The following is a 13,949-nucleotide window of genomic DNA, read 5'->3' on the forward strand; positions in this document are numbered from 1 at the left end:
AGCCAGTCAGACGCACCGACATGCTGTTCGCTACTCCAGTCGGGCGATAGTGGTCAGAGCTTGTTCCAGTCGATACTTGCGCGGGTGAGTCCCTCGACCCATTTTACGATGGGGTCACTGTTGCCTTGTGGCCAGTAGGGTTTTCGTTCGCCGGTTGTCCGCCATCCGAGTTCGGTGAGGAATAGATTGCACGTCCGTTGTCTGGAAGCCACCCACCGCCAGTGCGGTGAGGCGAGCAGTGCGGCGGTGTTGACGACGCTGGGGTAGCTGGCTGCCAGATATTCGCGGCCTTCGAGGAAGATGAACTGTCTCGCATGCGGCTGGAGGATGTCGAGTCTTTCCTTGACACCGCTGCACGAGGGAAATGAGTGGAGGTTGTGTCCACCATCAGCTCCTTCGAGCACAACAGGTGATGCAACACCGGCAATACAGCCACCGGATCGCCTACCGAACGCGCACAGTCGATCAGCGGACGAGATTTCGCGAACGCTGCCAACAATGCAGCCGCAATTGACTCCACTCGGTGACGAGGGTGCCGATATCCGCCCAGCCACTGCACGTTCGTCAACCAGACCGGATCGTGCTCGCTCACTCGCCGATGGGCCCAGCCCATCGACGCGCATGCCCGCTCGGTCGCTGCGAATGCAGCTTCATCCCGCGGCTTGATCCGCGCCGCAGGTCGACAATCGACGACTACCCCGGTGCCGTCGGCCCGGCGAGCGAAGAAATCCGGTGCATGCGATCGGCTTCCGTGCCCATCGCGCCAGAGCAGCCAGAATGGTTGCGCCGCGAACCCAGTCACATCAGGATCGAAATCCAGCACCAGCGCCTCGTCACGCTCCAACCAGGACTCGAACTCCACATGCGCCGACACCGTCGCCGACCAGTACAAGCCAGGATTGTGCCGCTGGCCCTGATACGACGGAATCGAACGGATCGGCGGAACCCGCTCAAACCGCACCGCCACCGCATCCGCCAACGAGCACCGAACCTCGACCCCATCCGAACCCACGAAGCCGATCTCGAATGCATCCAACCCGACCGACCACTCCGCCCTCCCGTTCGTCCACAGCCAACCGCATGGGGCAGCGATAATGACACACCGCGTCAGATGCCCTGAGTCTGCATCACATTGACGTACTGAAAGATCAGATCCGATGAGTCCGCATCAGGTGCGATGAGCCAGAACAATCCCCCCGGTGAACTCTGAACCCGACGGTGGCCACGACGTTCCATCCTCGATTCCACCTACGACCACAGTGACACCAAACAAGACAACCTCCGCGCCGTTGCACTGGCAGATCGGCCGAGATCTCGCTCCGAAATGAAATTTCGTTCCGGAGCGAAATCTTTTTTGTACGTGAGGAAATCGAGAGTTTGTTCACCTCGAATTCGAGAATGTTTGCGGCCGGGGGCTGCTGCCGGTGGACGATTCGATCCGGTACGGAGGATTTGAGTTTCCTCGACGGTGAGTGCGCGGCCCATCACATCTTCGACGAAGTTGGCGGCGAAGGATGTCTGCGTCTGCGGCGTTCGTCGGCGTGTTCAACGTGCGTTGGCGGCCGAGTAGTTTGCCGAGGTCGATGACACCGCAGGTGGCCGGGCAGGCAGATGCCATATTGGTGATCCGACCGACCGGGGGTGACCTAGTGTCCTGCGCCGGTAAGTAACCTTCCGATATGGCTCTCGGAAACGGGTTGGTCGCTCGCATCGAGCGGACCGTGGACTTCTACGGTCCAGGCCGTCCGATTCCGGCAGACGAGCTTCACGCGCGATTGCATGCGCTCGACATCGTCCCGGACAAAGACTTCACCGAGTTCGTGGGACGTTGGGGTGGATGCTTCGCGGGCGTGTCAGTGCACGTATGGGACAACGCCGAACTTATCGGTCGTGAGACATGCATCGAGCTGACCATTGAGGCGCGTGACGCATACGGTGCCCTCATCGACGGGGTGGTGTTCGCTGACGACGGATCGGGGAATCCGATCTGGATCGCAGCGGACGGAAGCGTGTGCTTGGTCGACCATGACAACGGGAACACAGTTGTCCGACTGGCGGCCAGTTTCCGCACGCTGTTGGAAGAGAACGTCGACGACTGACTCACGAAGGCATCCGCGCGATGTCGACTTTCACCGCCCTGGGCTCGTCGAAGGTCCTGATCACAGGGTGATCGGGCCATCGTTCAGTCCAGTGATCGGTGTTGATCACTGCGCTGCCCGGAGCGTCGGTGTCGATGCGAGAGTGCGACTTGCGGTTGGCGAGTGCTCTATCGGGCCGAGCGGGCGACCGTTTGCTCTTGATAGCACCATCGACCGCTAAGTCTCCGGCCAGTTGGGTGGAACCCTACGGCGGTACATCTCGTTTGGCTCGTAGTCCAGCATCGCCCGTTGTGTCGAGATTTTCCTGGCGACGGAATTCTCCCGCGTGAAGATCACGCATCCACCAGCCGGTCCAACAGCGGCGGCATTAAATCAACAGCGCCGGCACGATTCACGGGGAGTCGAGCAGCTCGATTCCGTAGTCGGCGACCACGGCCCGCACCTCGGCGAGGTAGCGCTGCGCCTGCGCCGTGAGCGGGACGCCGGAATGGCTGATCCAACCGATCTCGATGCTCTCGTCCACGTCGAGTGGGATCGCGACGATCTCGGGGTCGAGGTCGTCGCTGATGATGCCGGTCGAGATCGTGTAGCCGTCGAGTCCGATCATGAGGTTGAAGATGGTCGCGCGGTCGGAGACCCGGATTTCCCGCTTACTCGACAGGGTGGAGAGGATCTCTTCGGCGAAATAGAACGAGTTGTTCGCGCCCTGGTCGAAGGTGAGCCGTGGCAGGTCGGCCAGATCATCGAGAGCGACGCGATCTCGGGAGGCCAACGGGTTCTGTCTGGCGATGAAGATGTGCGGCACCGCGGCGAAGAGCGGGCGGAACACCAGCCCGGAATCTCGCAGGAGTTTGTCGATGACCTTCCGGTTGAAGTCATTCCGGTACAGGATGCCCACCTCACTGCGGAGCATCCGGACGTCTTCGATGATGTCCCAGGTCCGGGTCTCACGAAGCGAGAACTCGTACTGTGCGGCGTCAACGGAGTCCACCATCCGGATGAACGCCTCGACCACGAATGAGTAGTGCTGAGCCGAGACTCCGAGCAGTCGACGGGACGGTGGCTGACCGAGGTAGCGCTGCTCCAGCAGCGACATCTGCTCGATGACCTGCCTGGCATAGCCGAGAAACTCCGCGCCCTCCTCGGTCAACGTCGCCCCCCGGGCCGATCGAGCGAGGAGGGTGCGCCCCACTCGGGATTCCAAGTCTTTCATCGCGGCAGACATGGTCGGCTGGGCAACGTAGAGAAGGTCGGCGGCGCCGGTGATCGACCCCTCCGCTGCGACCTCGATGAAGTAATGCAGTTGCTGCAGTGTGATACCTCTGGATTCTCGCGCCATAGCTAAACCCTATAGAGAGACATAGGCAATGTTAGTTACCCGATAACTGAACTGGAACTGCAGGATGGTGGCAGAGACTTTCCGCACGGCCGAGCCCTGCCGATCAAAGACCCGAAATGGACGTACATGTCGAACGAATTCACGTTCAGCATCACCACCACCCGCTTCGACGAGGACTACTCGCCGTCGGAGCATTCTCGGACCACCACGAACTTCGCCAACCTGGCCCGAGGCGAACACCGTCAGCAGAACCTCCGCCGAACCCTGGCGATGATCAACGACCGGTTCAACGATCTCGCACGCCGGGACAACCCGGGCCGGGACCGCTACTGCGTCGAGCTCGACATCGTCTCCGCGGAGCTGCAGTTCAGCTCGGACGGCGCCGATCACCGACTCCCCCTGATCGAAGTACTCGACATTCAGATCGTCGATCGCCTCACCGGCACACGATTGCCGGGAATCGTCGGGAACAACTTCTCCTCCTACGTCCGCGACTTCGACTTCAGTGTCCGCCTGCCGGCAGTCAACGAGGGAACCTCTGTATTCACCGTGCCCGGCGACTTCGGTGACCTGCACGGCAAACTGTTCCAGCATTTCCTCGACTCCGAGGCCTACAAGGCGCGCTTCGCGATGGATCCCGTGATCTGCATCAGTGTGTCCACGAGCCGGACCTACCGCCGGACCGGGGATCACCATCGGACCCTCGGCGTCGAGTACCAGCAGGACGACTACTCGTTGACCGACGAGTACTTCCGGAAGATGGGTCTCCAGGTCAGGTACTTCCTGCCGCCCAGCGGTGTCGCCCCGCTCGCGTTCTACTTCCGCGGCGATCTGCTCAGCGACTACACCGAACTGCAGCTCATCGGCACGATCAGCGTGATGGAGACCTTCCAGAGGATCTATCGGCCGGAGATCTACAACGCGAACTCGCCCGCCACTGAAATCTACCGACCGACCCTCGATCAGCAGGACTACTCGCCTACCCCTATCGCCTACGACCGCGTCGAACGCGGTCAGCTCGCAACGAAGCAAGGCCAGTACACAGAAGAGCACTTCATCAAGCCACACCGAGAGCTACTCGAACACTGGGCCGCCCGCTTCCCCGTCCTCGTCGGATGACCACCAGAGGAAAGTCGACCATGAACCACCAGATCTTGCCCACCTCCACCGTCGGCAGCCTGCCCAAGCCCTCGTGGCTCGCCCAGCCCGAAACCCTCTGGGCGCCCTGGAAGTTGCACGGCGATGAGTTGATCGAAGGCAAGCAGGATGCACTGCGTATCGCCGCCAAAGAACAGAGCGATCGCGGCATCGACATCGTCAGCGACGGAGAGCAGACCCGTCAGCACTTCGTGACGACGTTCATCGAGCATCTCGACGGAGTCGACTTCGAACAGCGCGAGACGGTTCGGATCCGCAATCGTTACGACGCGAGTGTGCCTACCGTGATCGGCGCAGTGAGCCGCTCCAAGCCGGTCTTCGTCGACGACGCGAGATTCCTCCGGCAGCAGACCAATCAGCCGATCAAATGGGCACTGCCCGGCCCCATGACGATGATCGACACGCTGTACGACGGCCACTACAAGAGCCGCGAGAAGCTGGCGTGGGAGTTCGCGACGATCCTCAACCAGGAAGCACGAGACCTCGAGGCTGCGGGGGTCGACATCATCCAATTCGACGAACCCGCGTTCAACGTCTACTTCGATGAGATGAAGGACTGGGGCGTGGCGACGCTGGAAAGGGCAACAGAGGGATTACGCGCGGAGACCGCAGTACACATCTGCTACGGCTACGGGATCAAAGCGAACACCGACTGGAAGACCACCCTCGGCTCGGAGTGGCGACAGTACGAGGAGTCGTTCCCCCTCCTACAGCAGTCCAGCATCGACATCATCTCGCTGGAATGCCACAACTCCCATGTCCCGATCGACCTCGTCGAACTCATCCGGGGCAAGAAGGTCATGCTCGGGGCCATCGACGTGGCGAACGAGAAGATCGAGACTCCGGAGGAAGTCGCCGCCACCATCCGAAACACCCTCAGGTTCGCCGACGCGGACAAACTACTGCCGAGCACGAACTGCGGAATGGCGCCCTTCTCCCGGGACATCGCGCTGGCGAAGTTAAGCGCGCTCAGCGCGGGCACGCGCATCGTTCGTGAGGAGCTAGCGGCCGCGAAGCCCTAATCTATCGAGGCCGCATCTCACCGACGGTCCGGCAGGACACGGCGGTTCAGGTTGATCTTCTGGCGAAGGCCCGGGTGGATCGCGACATGGCCTATGTCGATCATGGGGTCAGTGGCCGGCAGGCTCGTCGGCCGGGTTTGGATAATGCGATTAACGCGGCTCGGGCTGGCGATGTGTTTTGTGTGACGAAGCTCGATCGGCTGTCTCGTTCGGCGAAGGATTTGCATGAGACGGTGGAGCGGATCGCGGAGAAGGGTGTGTCGCTGTCGATTGATGGTCAGGTGTACGACCTTTGCTGATCCGATGGGGAAGATGTTCATTGGCATTCTTGCGTTGATGGCGGAGTTCGAGTCCGATCTGATTCGTTCGCGCACTCGTGATGCTGTTGCCGCCGCGACGGCTGCTGGGAAGATGAAAGGTAGGCCGCATAAGCTCTCGCCCGAGGAGCGTGCGTATCTACTGCAAATTTATGAGACGGGTCAGTTCAAGATCGAAACGCTGTGTAAGAACACGGGTTTGAAGCGTTCGTCGTTGTATACCAATATTGCGCTTGCGCGGATCGAGCGGGAAGCGAGCGACCGGACCCCTCGGGTCGAGAGCTGAGCCCGAGAGTGGGGTCCGGTCGCGACGTCAATGTTGCAGGTGCTGTCGGCCGAGTTGTCCCTCAAGTAATTTCGACCGGTTGATGTTCAGGTCGAGTCTTCTCGCAGAGTTGCTGATGCGTTGACTGCTCCGATGGTGCCGGCGCGTCTTATGTGGAGGCGTTACGTTTGACCCATCCCCAGACGGCTGTGGCGACGAAGAGAACGATGCCGATGATCGCAAGCCACAGCAAGCCTTTGGCGACGAAACCCACGACGACGAAGACAAGCCAGAGAACCAAAAGAAAACCTATGAGACTCAACATCTCTACATCAGTACACTCGAACCGAGGGCGCCGCATCCCTAACTCCGGGCAATAGGACGTCAGTCCTCAGCAGGCGAAGAGTTGTTCCGGCGCAACGAGCGCCGGCACGCATCGGCTGTACGCAAGAGATACCGTTCGGCAGCGGTGTAGTCGGAGGCCGCGCCCGAACCGCGACCACGAACGATCAGCTCCAGATAGCGACGACGGTAGCGGTACGCATCAGGCTGAGCGAGAAGAAATTCCGTGGCCGCGATGACCTCGGGGCTCGGTGCAGCGTGTGCAAGCGCACTCCTGCTCAAGCGTTCGTCGTCGACTCTCACGGCCCTCCGTTCTGTGCCCCACCGGGATAGAACCCGTCGGGTTTCGAGAGAGCGAAACCCGACGGGTAGTGCGTGTACCTCGGCCCGGCAGAGGTCGGGTACAGCACAGGTGATCTACCGGCAGCGACGTTTGGGGGTTCGGCTACCGGTGGATCGCACAGATTCCTACCCTGCTTGTCGTCGAGACAAACATGGCACTCGTACAGGTTCACTGAAATCATGTCGGAGGGTTGAGGTTCCCGATCGGGGGGAAGGCGTCCGGCATGCTCAACGACATTCCCCGATCGCCACCTCACCGACACGGACCTGCCGCGCGGACCTCTGATGTCGTTCTCGATCTTCTCGGACAGACCGCTGTGGACGGGGCGGCGGTATCGGTGTTCGCCGGCACTGCCGGTGACCTTGTCTACGCCACCGACGACATCGCCGCGCAGATCGACGAACTGCAATTCATCCTCGGCGAAGGCCCGACCGTGGAGTGCTTTCGTCGTCTACGTCCAGAAGTACACCATGACGACGCGAGCGATCACGGTGCGGACGAATGGCCGACCTTCGCCGCGGACGCTTCTGCGCTGGATTTCGGCAGTGTCCATGCGTTCCCGCTGGTCATCGACTCGGTACCACTCGGGGTTCTGACGGTCTGCATCAAGAACCCGCGGGGCCTCACGCCGGAGGAGGAGAGGATCTGTGTGCGCTGCGCCCGGTCATTGGTCAGCTATGTGCTCACCGACCTTACGCGAACACCGTATCTCGCTACCGGCCCCTACGGTTTCTCACGAGCCGATGTGCATATTGCGAGTGGGATACTCGCTGCGCGCCACACCATGACGATCGACCAGGCGTTACGTCGCCTGCAGTCGGACGCCCGCGCCCAGCATCGCCGCATCACGGTCCTGGCACGTGAACTCATCGCTGATCACACCGAGACGAATACGACATGACACGATCATCACCCTCGCCGCCAAAAGCTACTATGTAGCTAACTCAAGGATGGGTGGTGGGACATGACGGGGAGCGATCACGTGTTCGCCGGCAACTCAATGCGCTGTTCGCCCGATCGGCCGTCCGTACAACCAACACCATGCTTGCGCAGGCACTGACCGATCAAGGTTGTCCGATTTCGGCTCCGTATCTTTCTCAACTTCGCAACGGTGTCCGAACGCGACCAGCACCGCGATACGTCGAACGGATCGCCGAGTACTTCGCAGTGCCGCTCTCGTACTTCTACGACTTGCCCTACGAGCGCAGTGATGACAGCGGCGAGGATCGAGACCGCGAACGCGTGGCGATATCGGAGATTGACGACGACGGCGTTCGCCGCCTCCTTCTCCACGCTCACGGTTTGAGCGCGGAGGCGATGGACCTTCTGTTGCAGTTCGCCGAACGGCTGAACGTACTCGGTTAGGGTCTACGTCCAGTTTCACGTTCAACAGGGGACTAGGGGCGGCAGTGAGACCACGTCCGGTTATCGCGCTTCTTTCGCAGCGAGGTCCTCGGTTATCTAGATTCCTGCTTGTCCGCTCAAGGCTCGGATGATCTCGGCAGCCACGGTCGTGAGGCGAATGTTCTGTCGCTGCGATTGCGCGGCCAACATCTCGAATGCTTGGTCCTCGGTGATTGCGTGCATGACCATCAGCATTCCTTTGGCCTGTTCGATGTGCCCGCGCGATTTCATCGCCGCCCGCAGGCCCGCGATTTCCGTTTTCCATTCTTCTCCCCGCCGGGCCTTCCACACCGCCCCCTCCAGTGCGGCGATGAACACCTGCAGCAATACCTCGTCGATCTCGTCGAAGCCGTGATCGACGAAGCTGTACAGGCTCAGTACCCCGACGTGAACCTCGTCGATGAACAACGGGGCCGAGAGATAGCTGGCGACACCGATCTCGGAAACGCGCTGCGCGAAGTCCGGCCACTTACGAACCACGCTGTCACTGTCTGCGCGCACAGGTTGGGCCATGTGGGCAGAATCCACACCCGGACCCTCGTTTACCCGGTATTGCTCGTGTTCGATGTCGAAAACGCGGGCATCGGTGCATGCCACTGTCTTAGGTTTCGTGCCGCGTTCGGGAACGAGTACGACGCCGGCCATGTCGGCGCTCGCGATTGTTGCCACCAGCTGCTGACAGAATGTTTGAATCAGTCTTTCGGATGCACTCGCGCTCACCAGCGCACCGAATCTGTCCGATGACTTGAAGATGTCGCCCGCGAGCGGCTGACCGGACGATGAGACACCGGATGTGTCAGCGGCAGCCTTTGCTGATGAATCGTCCATTTCGGTCCCATCCCGCAGCAGAACTGCGGGTGAGCGTCCTGCGCGTACTCGTCGTCGCGCGGCGCTTGTTTCACCGAGATATCGATAATACGTCAATAGAGAACGCGATTCGATGGCAGGTTCGCGCGGATGCGCGATCTGGCTCGATGCATACCGAGCACGAGTACGCCCGATCGAGAGTTGGCCCGCCACTTGGATCCGTGGTCCAGGAGCTGGACCACGCGGGTCCGGTTGAGCGTGACCGCGAGACCGAAAAGCGCACGTACAGTCGAGCTCTGAAGCGGTGTGCGTTCGTGGTGGCCCACCGATTGGTGTTGTGAGCATCCGATCGGTGGGCCGTGCGTGCCAGCGAGGACCAACATGCTGACACGCAGTATCTGAGGCCCTGATCGGTGGTTCGTCGTCAGCTACCGATCAGGCCGCGCACCCTCGCCGATAGGAGAAAGTGCAGTATTGTCGAGCTCCGTTGCCCGAACTCACCGGTGCGCGCATGTGAGCGGGCAACGATTCTCGACCATGCTGCCCAATTCGTCGATCGATGAAACATGGCATCTTCGAGCGTCGATGCCACGATCGAACCATCGCCTTACTTCCCTGCGGACTGTCCCGCGTTCTCTACCGCTACCGAACTTCCGCAGAAACCTGACGAGGGTGATCGAGCCATATGCATGGCACAAGCCCTCGGTTTCCGGTAACGCCGGCCGACCATAGTGATCGAGGATCTGAGCACGGCGTCGAGGTAATCGAGGGTCTCTGACACGCTCGATGAGGTCGGAAGCCTCCCAGCCACACGACCAGGAGCCCGACAGCCGATGGTCGAGCTGTCGGGAACATACGTACCGTCCGCGGGTCCTAGCCCACGGACACTGAACGAAACCGCCGCACGGTTACCTGCCGCGCTCGTGACAGGAGAGCCCTCGTGCACGTAATCGGCGCTCTGCCAACACATTCTGACCGCGTTACGTCACGAGACACGTAAACTGTCGTGACATGACCCAGATGGCTTGGCATACGGAAGCTCTCACTCCGGCTTCGTCAATGCGGCGTAGGGTGGGACGAGGTTCTGACGTAGTGAAGGTGGACCGCCAGTAGGGCTGTTTTGATGCTCGATCTCACCACTTCCACCGGGATGTCGTCCGTCTGAGCGATTTGCCGAGATGTCATGGCACGGTAGTAACTCCGGTAAAGATCCTTCCTCTCCCGATGTTGCACTGTCGGCCAGAACGACTCCAACGTTATCTCGTGTTCACGAGTTGCATTCTCTCCCTGTCGACGCGGCTCCGGCGCGTCGGCGAAGTTGTCAGCGATCGGCTGGGCATGTTCGTGCTGCCGAGACCGCATGTCTGCCGCTGTCAGTCGATGAGCGAGCCGAAGGAGCCATGCCGTCGGCGAACTGCGTTCGGCTCGGTATCGGCTGGCAGTCCCCCAAACTTCGGCATAGGTTTGGCGTGTGATTTCCTCGCTACGTCGATGATCATCGATCATGTGGGTGATCAGCCCGTAAACCTGGCCGCAGGTGCGATCGTAGAATTCGGCGAACGCGTCTCGGTTACCCGATGCCACCTCGCGCAGCACGCGCACCAAGTTGCCGTCGTGCCCGGTTCTTCCCATCGCGGTCACCATGCCTGGTTGTCGCACCTGCTGCCGGTCACGGAGTTCGCGCTCGACACTTCCGTGTTCCGGGGCAGGGGTATTCCCCGGATCTGGTTCGGGCGGTGCAGAAGTCACGGTCTATCTGCCTCGTCAACTTCCCTCGGAGTCGTCGACGACGCCTCGGACTGGCTGAGCGTGTCGGTCAGTTTCGCACAGAACACCGGCAAATCATCGGGCTTGCGGCTCGATATCAACGTATTCGGGCCAGAAGTGCATACTACGACTTCTTCGTCTACCCACGTGCCGCCGGCGTTCGTGATATCGGTACGCAAACTAGGCCACGACGTCAGCGTACGACCGGCCACCACGCCGGCTTCGACCAGCGTCCACGGTCCGTGGCAGATTACCGCGACGGGCTTCCCGGCATCAAAGAAACTCCGGACGAACGCCACCGCTTCTGGATTCATGCGGAGAAAATCAGGGTTGGCCACGCCCCCGGGCAGGACGAGAGCGTCGTATTCGGACGACTCCGCCGACTCGACCACCGCGTCCACGTCAAAGACGTCAGCTTTGTCGAGATGGTTGAACGCCTGGATGGTGCCGGATTCTGTCGAAACAATCGACGGCTGAGCGTGTTCGGCAACCAATGCATCCCACGGATCTGTCAACTCGACCTGTTCGACTCCCTCCGTCGCCACAAGGAATGCCACTTTCTTCCCTGCAAGTAATTGACTCATGCTTGAACGTCCTTCCTCACCTTCGTCACTCGCGCCGAGCTACTGCTCAGCTGGATACGCCCTCGGTGTCGTCGAAGAACGACCATTCGCCATCATGGTGGACTTCCATTCGCCATCCCAGTTCCGAGTTGTCGGCGCGAGAATCCACAAACCAGGCATGCGCATCGTCAGCGCTCTCGATGTCGCGCGTCGCGATGACGTCGCCTGCAGGATTGATCACTCTGTAAGTAGCCATTCCGCTCACCTTCCCCAACCGACGTTTCCTCAATCATCGACCGCGACGCACTTTGTGGTGAGGATCTTGCCGAAGGCGCGGGCGATTCGGCTCATGGGGATCGGCTCAACGTCGTTGTAGGCGGGTTGAAACACCTGGACCGCATCCGCAAATTTGTCCCACAGCCACACCTGATCGTGAACGTCGTACGGCATCGGGTACGGATACGGGCTAAGCCATTGCCTGGGCTCGACATCGACAATCGGGAACCACCCAGCGGATGGACGAAATTTTCCGGATCCAGGAGTTCAATGCTTGGGAGTTCACCTGTTCAGACAACCTCAGACACCGGCCGGCCACCGTCGGGGTCTGCCGACGTGGTGGCCGTTGTCGCGTTCGGTACCGCGGTGGTGTTCCGCTTCGTGTTGCGGACGATCATCACCCGAAAATGAGCTACTGCGCTGGTCGGCAGCGTGGAATAACTCTGAGACAGTCTTCGTTGTAGAGACTGTCAGTGTTCGGTTCTTTGCCCCGGGTACCACCCCAGAAATGCCGCTTCGAGCGGCCACTTGCCGAGAGGCGCAAGACGGGCACCGACCCTGTGAAGCCGCTGGACACCCTTTTCGGTTCCGGCGGCTTCGTCAATTCCGGTGGGAGACCGAGGATTCGTCGTGGGCCGTGTGCGTTACTTGCTTGCGACGAAAATACGCGACCGCGACTGAGGCAGCATCGGACCGGGTTGCCACGACGCTAAGCCATTCTCGGCGTGCTCAATTCGGATAGACGGCAATCTCGATGAGATTGCCATCCAGATCCCGACAATAGTGCGACACCATCTCTCCGAGGGCACCTAGCTTGGTCACGGGCCCGTCGAGCACCTCCACCCCACAGCTCTCCAGGTGGGCACTGACAGCATCAGGCGAAGCCGACGTGACGAAGCACAAATCCTCGGAACCTGCCGCCTCGACAGCACCGGTCGTCCAGCCCGGGTCTTGCTCCACCGTTCCGAGAGGCCTCAAATTGATCTTCTGATTTCCGAACTTCACCGCAGTGCGCGCCGTAGGGCCAAATCGCTCGATCGTCATTCCGAGTACTGTCGCGTACCACTGGGCTGTGGCGTCGACATCACGACAGTTGATCACGATGTGGTCAAACCGCTCGACCGAGAATCCCATGGTTTCGCACCTCATTCATTACCGTAAACCACTCCAAAAAGTCACCCTATCGCGACGGCCCTACCTGCGTTCTTTGTGCTCATGCCCCGCTTCGAGCGGCGACTTGCCGAGAGGCGCAAGACGGGCACCGACCCTGTGAAGCCGCCGGACGCCCTTGTCGGTGCCGGCGGACCGACGCACGCGGCTCGGTTCGCCGTTCCGCGCAGTGCGCTGGCGGGGATCTCAATGCGGGAAGCAAGGTTCGCTGTGTAGCGACGGATGGGCCAGCATTCGACAACCTGCGTTTCGCTTCCATGCGTGGTGAACTTGGATTGGTGCCTTTGCGAAGCACATGCCGCTTCAGTGCAAGGCCGCGAGGTCGGTAGTGAGAAGGGTAAAAATTACCGGGTGCGCGACAACTGAACTCCGCTGCGCCAGACAACGAACCCGGTGAGCGCTCCGACCGCAGCGCTGGCCAGTGGCCCGACGATGAGATACAGCGTCGGGCTCTCATCACTGCCAGGACAGAGAGAGATCGTAGGTAAGTTGGCCGGATCCGTGATCTGCGATGTCAGAGGTGCGTACGAAGCACATTGGGTCGGTTGCCCGAGCCACCACAGCACGAAGCCAACGCAGATAAGACCACCAATCAAGAAGGTTGCAGCCCCCGCTGCGATCAACGTACGCATCTCCGCATCCTTCCATGGTCGCGGCCACGTTCAGTTCGGCGGATAGCGTCGTCACCATAGAATTGAAACGCAGGATTGAATTGAAACGCCGGATTTGACAGAGACCAGGAGAAGTTCAGTAACCATCGTTTCATCGGAGTGGCGCGACGGCGACGCCGTCGGCGAATTCACCCGGGGCATCAGCGTCTTCACGGCAGACAATCGTCCGGTGCCTCTGGCTGGGCGCTCGCAGACCCACGAGGCCGCCCTGCATGACATGGTCGTCAAAACCCGGGCTTACATGGCCCAAGAGCCGGGCCCGTTCATCGACCGCACCGCACTCCACGTGAACCGAAACTATGTCCAGGTCCAGGGCATCATCGACCTGGAACTCAGCGTCGACGATATCGTCGCTCGAATCACCGCCGCCTACGATGCCATTGGCCAGGGCTCACTCACCCTCTAT

At 60.6% G+C, this 13,949-nt stretch carries 18 protein-coding genes and 1 pseudogene; 8 read left to right on the forward strand and 11 right to left on the reverse strand.

Annotated elements, in window-relative coordinates:
• Positions 1–53 precede the first annotated feature (53 nt).
• Both DBV08_RS32740 and DBV08_RS32745 read right to left on the reverse strand, forming a co-directional pair.
• Positions 54–404 (reverse strand): hypothetical protein, encoded by a 351-nt coding sequence (locus DBV08_RS32740; protein WP_185564442.1) that lies wholly within the window; start codon positions 402–404, stop codon positions 54–56.
• A 29-nt stretch (positions 405–433) separates the two neighbouring features.
• Positions 434–1,012: pseudogene (locus DBV08_RS32745) on the reverse strand (TnsA-like heteromeric transposase endonuclease subunit); the annotation flags it as partial.
• 667 nt (positions 1,013–1,679) lie between these two features.
• Here DBV08_RS32745 and DBV08_RS04090 point away from each other — a divergent pair.
• On the forward strand, positions 1,680–2,099 hold the full coding sequence (locus DBV08_RS04090) for an SMI1/KNR4 family protein (RefSeq protein ID WP_124566621.1): 420 nt from the start codon (positions 1,680–1,682) through the stop codon (positions 2,097–2,099).
• Positions 2,100–2,490: 391 nt separating this feature from the next.
• Here the strand turns inward: DBV08_RS04090 and DBV08_RS04095 are convergent, their stop codons facing one another.
• Positions 2,491–3,438 (reverse strand): LysR family transcriptional regulator, encoded by a 948-nt coding sequence (locus DBV08_RS04095; RefSeq protein ID WP_124566622.1) that lies wholly within the window; start codon positions 3,436–3,438, stop codon positions 2,491–2,493.
• 126 nt (positions 3,439–3,564) lie between these two features.
• On the opposite strand from DBV08_RS04095, the gene DBV08_RS04100 reads away from it, so the two are divergent.
• From DBV08_RS04100 to DBV08_RS32755, 4 genes are read left to right on the forward strand one after another with little or no spacing between them, the layout of a single operon-like run.
• Positions 3,565–4,557 carry a putative oxygenase MesX gene (locus DBV08_RS04100; RefSeq protein WP_124566623.1) on the forward strand — a complete coding sequence of 331 codons (993 nt, stop codon included), beginning with the start codon at positions 3,565–3,567 and terminating at the stop codon, positions 4,555–4,557.
• Between the two features lie 20 nt (positions 4,558–4,577).
• Entirely contained in the window at positions 4,578–5,618 is a 1,041-nt protein-coding gene (locus DBV08_RS04105) for a methionine synthase (protein ID WP_124566624.1), read from the forward strand.
• 59 nt (positions 5,619–5,677) lie between these two features.
• The gene (locus DBV08_RS32750) at positions 5,678–5,917 is read left to right on the forward strand and encodes a recombinase family protein (RefSeq protein WP_260395295.1); all 240 of its coding nucleotides are present in this window, start codon (positions 5,678–5,680) and stop codon (positions 5,915–5,917) included.
• Between the two features lie 4 nt (positions 5,918–5,921).
• Entirely contained in the window at positions 5,922–6,221 is a 300-nt protein-coding gene (locus tag DBV08_RS32755) for a recombinase family protein (protein WP_260395291.1), read from the forward strand.
• Positions 6,222–6,369: 148 nt separating this feature from the next.
• Here the strand turns inward: DBV08_RS32755 and DBV08_RS32195 are convergent, their stop codons facing one another.
• Together DBV08_RS32195 and DBV08_RS04115 are read right to left on the reverse strand one after the other, a co-directional pair.
• On the reverse strand, positions 6,370–6,525 hold the full coding sequence (locus DBV08_RS32195) for a hypothetical protein (protein ID WP_185564444.1): 156 nt from the start codon (positions 6,523–6,525) through the stop codon (positions 6,370–6,372).
• Between the two features lie 59 nt (positions 6,526–6,584).
• Positions 6,585–6,845, reverse strand: coding sequence for a hypothetical protein (locus DBV08_RS04115; RefSeq protein ID WP_260395292.1), 261 nt, complete (start codon positions 6,843–6,845; stop codon positions 6,585–6,587).
• Between the two features lie 263 nt (positions 6,846–7,108).
• Between DBV08_RS04115 and DBV08_RS04120 the strand changes: the two genes are divergently transcribed.
• Together DBV08_RS04120 and DBV08_RS04125 are read left to right on the forward strand one after the other, a co-directional pair.
• Positions 7,109–7,786 carry a GAF and ANTAR domain-containing protein gene (locus tag DBV08_RS04120; RefSeq protein WP_124566625.1) on the forward strand — a complete coding sequence of 226 codons (678 nt, stop codon included), beginning with the start codon at positions 7,109–7,111 and terminating at the stop codon, positions 7,784–7,786.
• Between the two features lie 56 nt (positions 7,787–7,842).
• Entirely contained in the window at positions 7,843–8,250 is a 408-nt protein-coding gene (locus tag DBV08_RS04125; protein WP_124566626.1) for a transcriptional regulator, read from the forward strand.
• Positions 8,251–8,346: 96 nt separating this feature from the next.
• Here the strand turns inward: DBV08_RS04125 and DBV08_RS04130 are convergent, their stop codons facing one another.
• The 6 genes from DBV08_RS04130 to DBV08_RS04150 form a co-directional block, all read right to left on the reverse strand.
• Positions 8,347–9,117, reverse strand: coding sequence for an ANTAR domain-containing protein (locus DBV08_RS04130; RefSeq protein ID WP_185564438.1), 771 nt, complete (start codon positions 9,115–9,117; stop codon positions 8,347–8,349).
• A gap of 1,035 nt (positions 9,118–10,152) precedes the next feature.
• Positions 10,153–10,740 carry a sigma factor gene (locus DBV08_RS33220; protein WP_397486738.1) on the reverse strand — a complete coding sequence of 196 codons (588 nt, stop codon included), beginning with the start codon at positions 10,738–10,740 and terminating at the stop codon, positions 10,153–10,155.
• 101 nt (positions 10,741–10,841) lie between these two features.
• Entirely contained in the window at positions 10,842–11,447 is a 606-nt protein-coding gene (locus tag DBV08_RS04140) for a type 1 glutamine amidotransferase domain-containing protein (protein ID WP_124566629.1), read from the reverse strand.
• Positions 11,448–11,493: 46 nt separating this feature from the next.
• Positions 11,494–11,682, reverse strand: coding sequence for a hypothetical protein (locus tag DBV08_RS04145; protein ID WP_124566630.1), 189 nt, complete (start codon positions 11,680–11,682; stop codon positions 11,494–11,496).
• A gap of 29 nt (positions 11,683–11,711) precedes the next feature.
• The gene (locus tag DBV08_RS32200; protein ID WP_185564440.1) at positions 11,712–11,876 is read right to left on the reverse strand and encodes a hypothetical protein; all 165 of its coding nucleotides are present in this window, start codon (positions 11,874–11,876) and stop codon (positions 11,712–11,714) included.
• Between the two features lie 555 nt (positions 11,877–12,431).
• Positions 12,432–12,836 carry a VOC family protein gene (locus DBV08_RS04150; RefSeq protein WP_124566631.1) on the reverse strand — a complete coding sequence of 135 codons (405 nt, stop codon included), beginning with the start codon at positions 12,834–12,836 and terminating at the stop codon, positions 12,432–12,434.
• 762 nt (positions 12,837–13,598) lie between these two features.
• Between DBV08_RS04150 and DBV08_RS04155 the strand changes: the two genes are divergently transcribed.
• Positions 13,599–13,949 (forward strand): hypothetical protein (locus DBV08_RS04155; protein ID WP_148090781.1); only part of this gene is annotated, 351 nt, incomplete at its 3' end.

The organism is Rhodococcus sp. KBW08 (assembly GCF_003852455.1).
Taxonomy (GTDB): Bacteria; Actinomycetota; Actinomycetes; order Mycobacteriales; family Mycobacteriaceae; genus Rhodococcus_F; species Rhodococcus_F baikonurensis.

What these genes read in the sequence shown, in the direction of transcription:
- DBV08_RS04105 (WP_124566624.1), top strand. Translation starts at nt 4,578, where the DNA reads ATGAACCACCAGATCTTGCCCACCTCCACCGTCGGCAGCCTGCCCAAG.
- DBV08_RS04145 (WP_124566630.1), bottom strand. Translation starts at nt 11,682, where the DNA reads ATGGCTACTTACAGAGTGATCAATCCTGCAGGCGACGTCATCGCGACG.
- DBV08_RS04095 (WP_124566622.1), bottom strand. Translation starts at nt 3,438, where the DNA reads ATGGCGCGAGAATCCAGAGGTATCACACTGCAGCAACTGCATTACTTC.
- DBV08_RS04120 (WP_124566625.1), top strand. Translation starts at nt 7,109, where the DNA reads ATGCTCAACGACATTCCCCGATCGCCACCTCACCGACACGGACCTGCC.
- DBV08_RS04140 (WP_124566629.1), bottom strand. Translation starts at nt 11,447, where the DNA reads ATGAGTCAATTACTTGCAGGGAAGAAAGTGGCATTCCTTGTGGCGACG.
- DBV08_RS04150 (WP_124566631.1), bottom strand. Translation starts at nt 12,836, where the DNA reads ATGGGATTCTCGGTCGAGCGGTTTGACCACATCGTGATCAACTGTCGT.
- DBV08_RS33220 (WP_397486738.1), bottom strand. Translation starts at nt 10,740, where the DNA reads ATGGTGACCGCGATGGGAAGAACCGGGCACGACGGCAACTTGGTGCGC.
- DBV08_RS32195 (WP_185564444.1), bottom strand. Translation starts at nt 6,525, where the DNA reads ATGTTGAGTCTCATAGGTTTTCTTTTGGTTCTCTGGCTTGTCTTCGTC.
- DBV08_RS04090 (WP_124566621.1), top strand. Translation starts at nt 1,680, where the DNA reads ATGGCTCTCGGAAACGGGTTGGTCGCTCGCATCGAGCGGACCGTGGAC.
- DBV08_RS04130 (WP_185564438.1), bottom strand. Translation starts at nt 9,117, where the DNA reads ATGGACGATTCATCAGCAAAGGCTGCCGCTGACACATCCGGTGTCTCA.
- DBV08_RS32200 (WP_185564440.1), bottom strand. Translation starts at nt 11,876, where the DNA reads ATGCCGTACGACGTTCACGATCAGGTGTGGCTGTGGGACAAATTTGCG.
- DBV08_RS32755 (WP_260395291.1), top strand. Translation starts at nt 5,922, where the DNA reads ATGGGGAAGATGTTCATTGGCATTCTTGCGTTGATGGCGGAGTTCGAG.
- DBV08_RS04100 (WP_124566623.1), top strand. Translation starts at nt 3,565, where the DNA reads ATGTCGAACGAATTCACGTTCAGCATCACCACCACCCGCTTCGACGAG.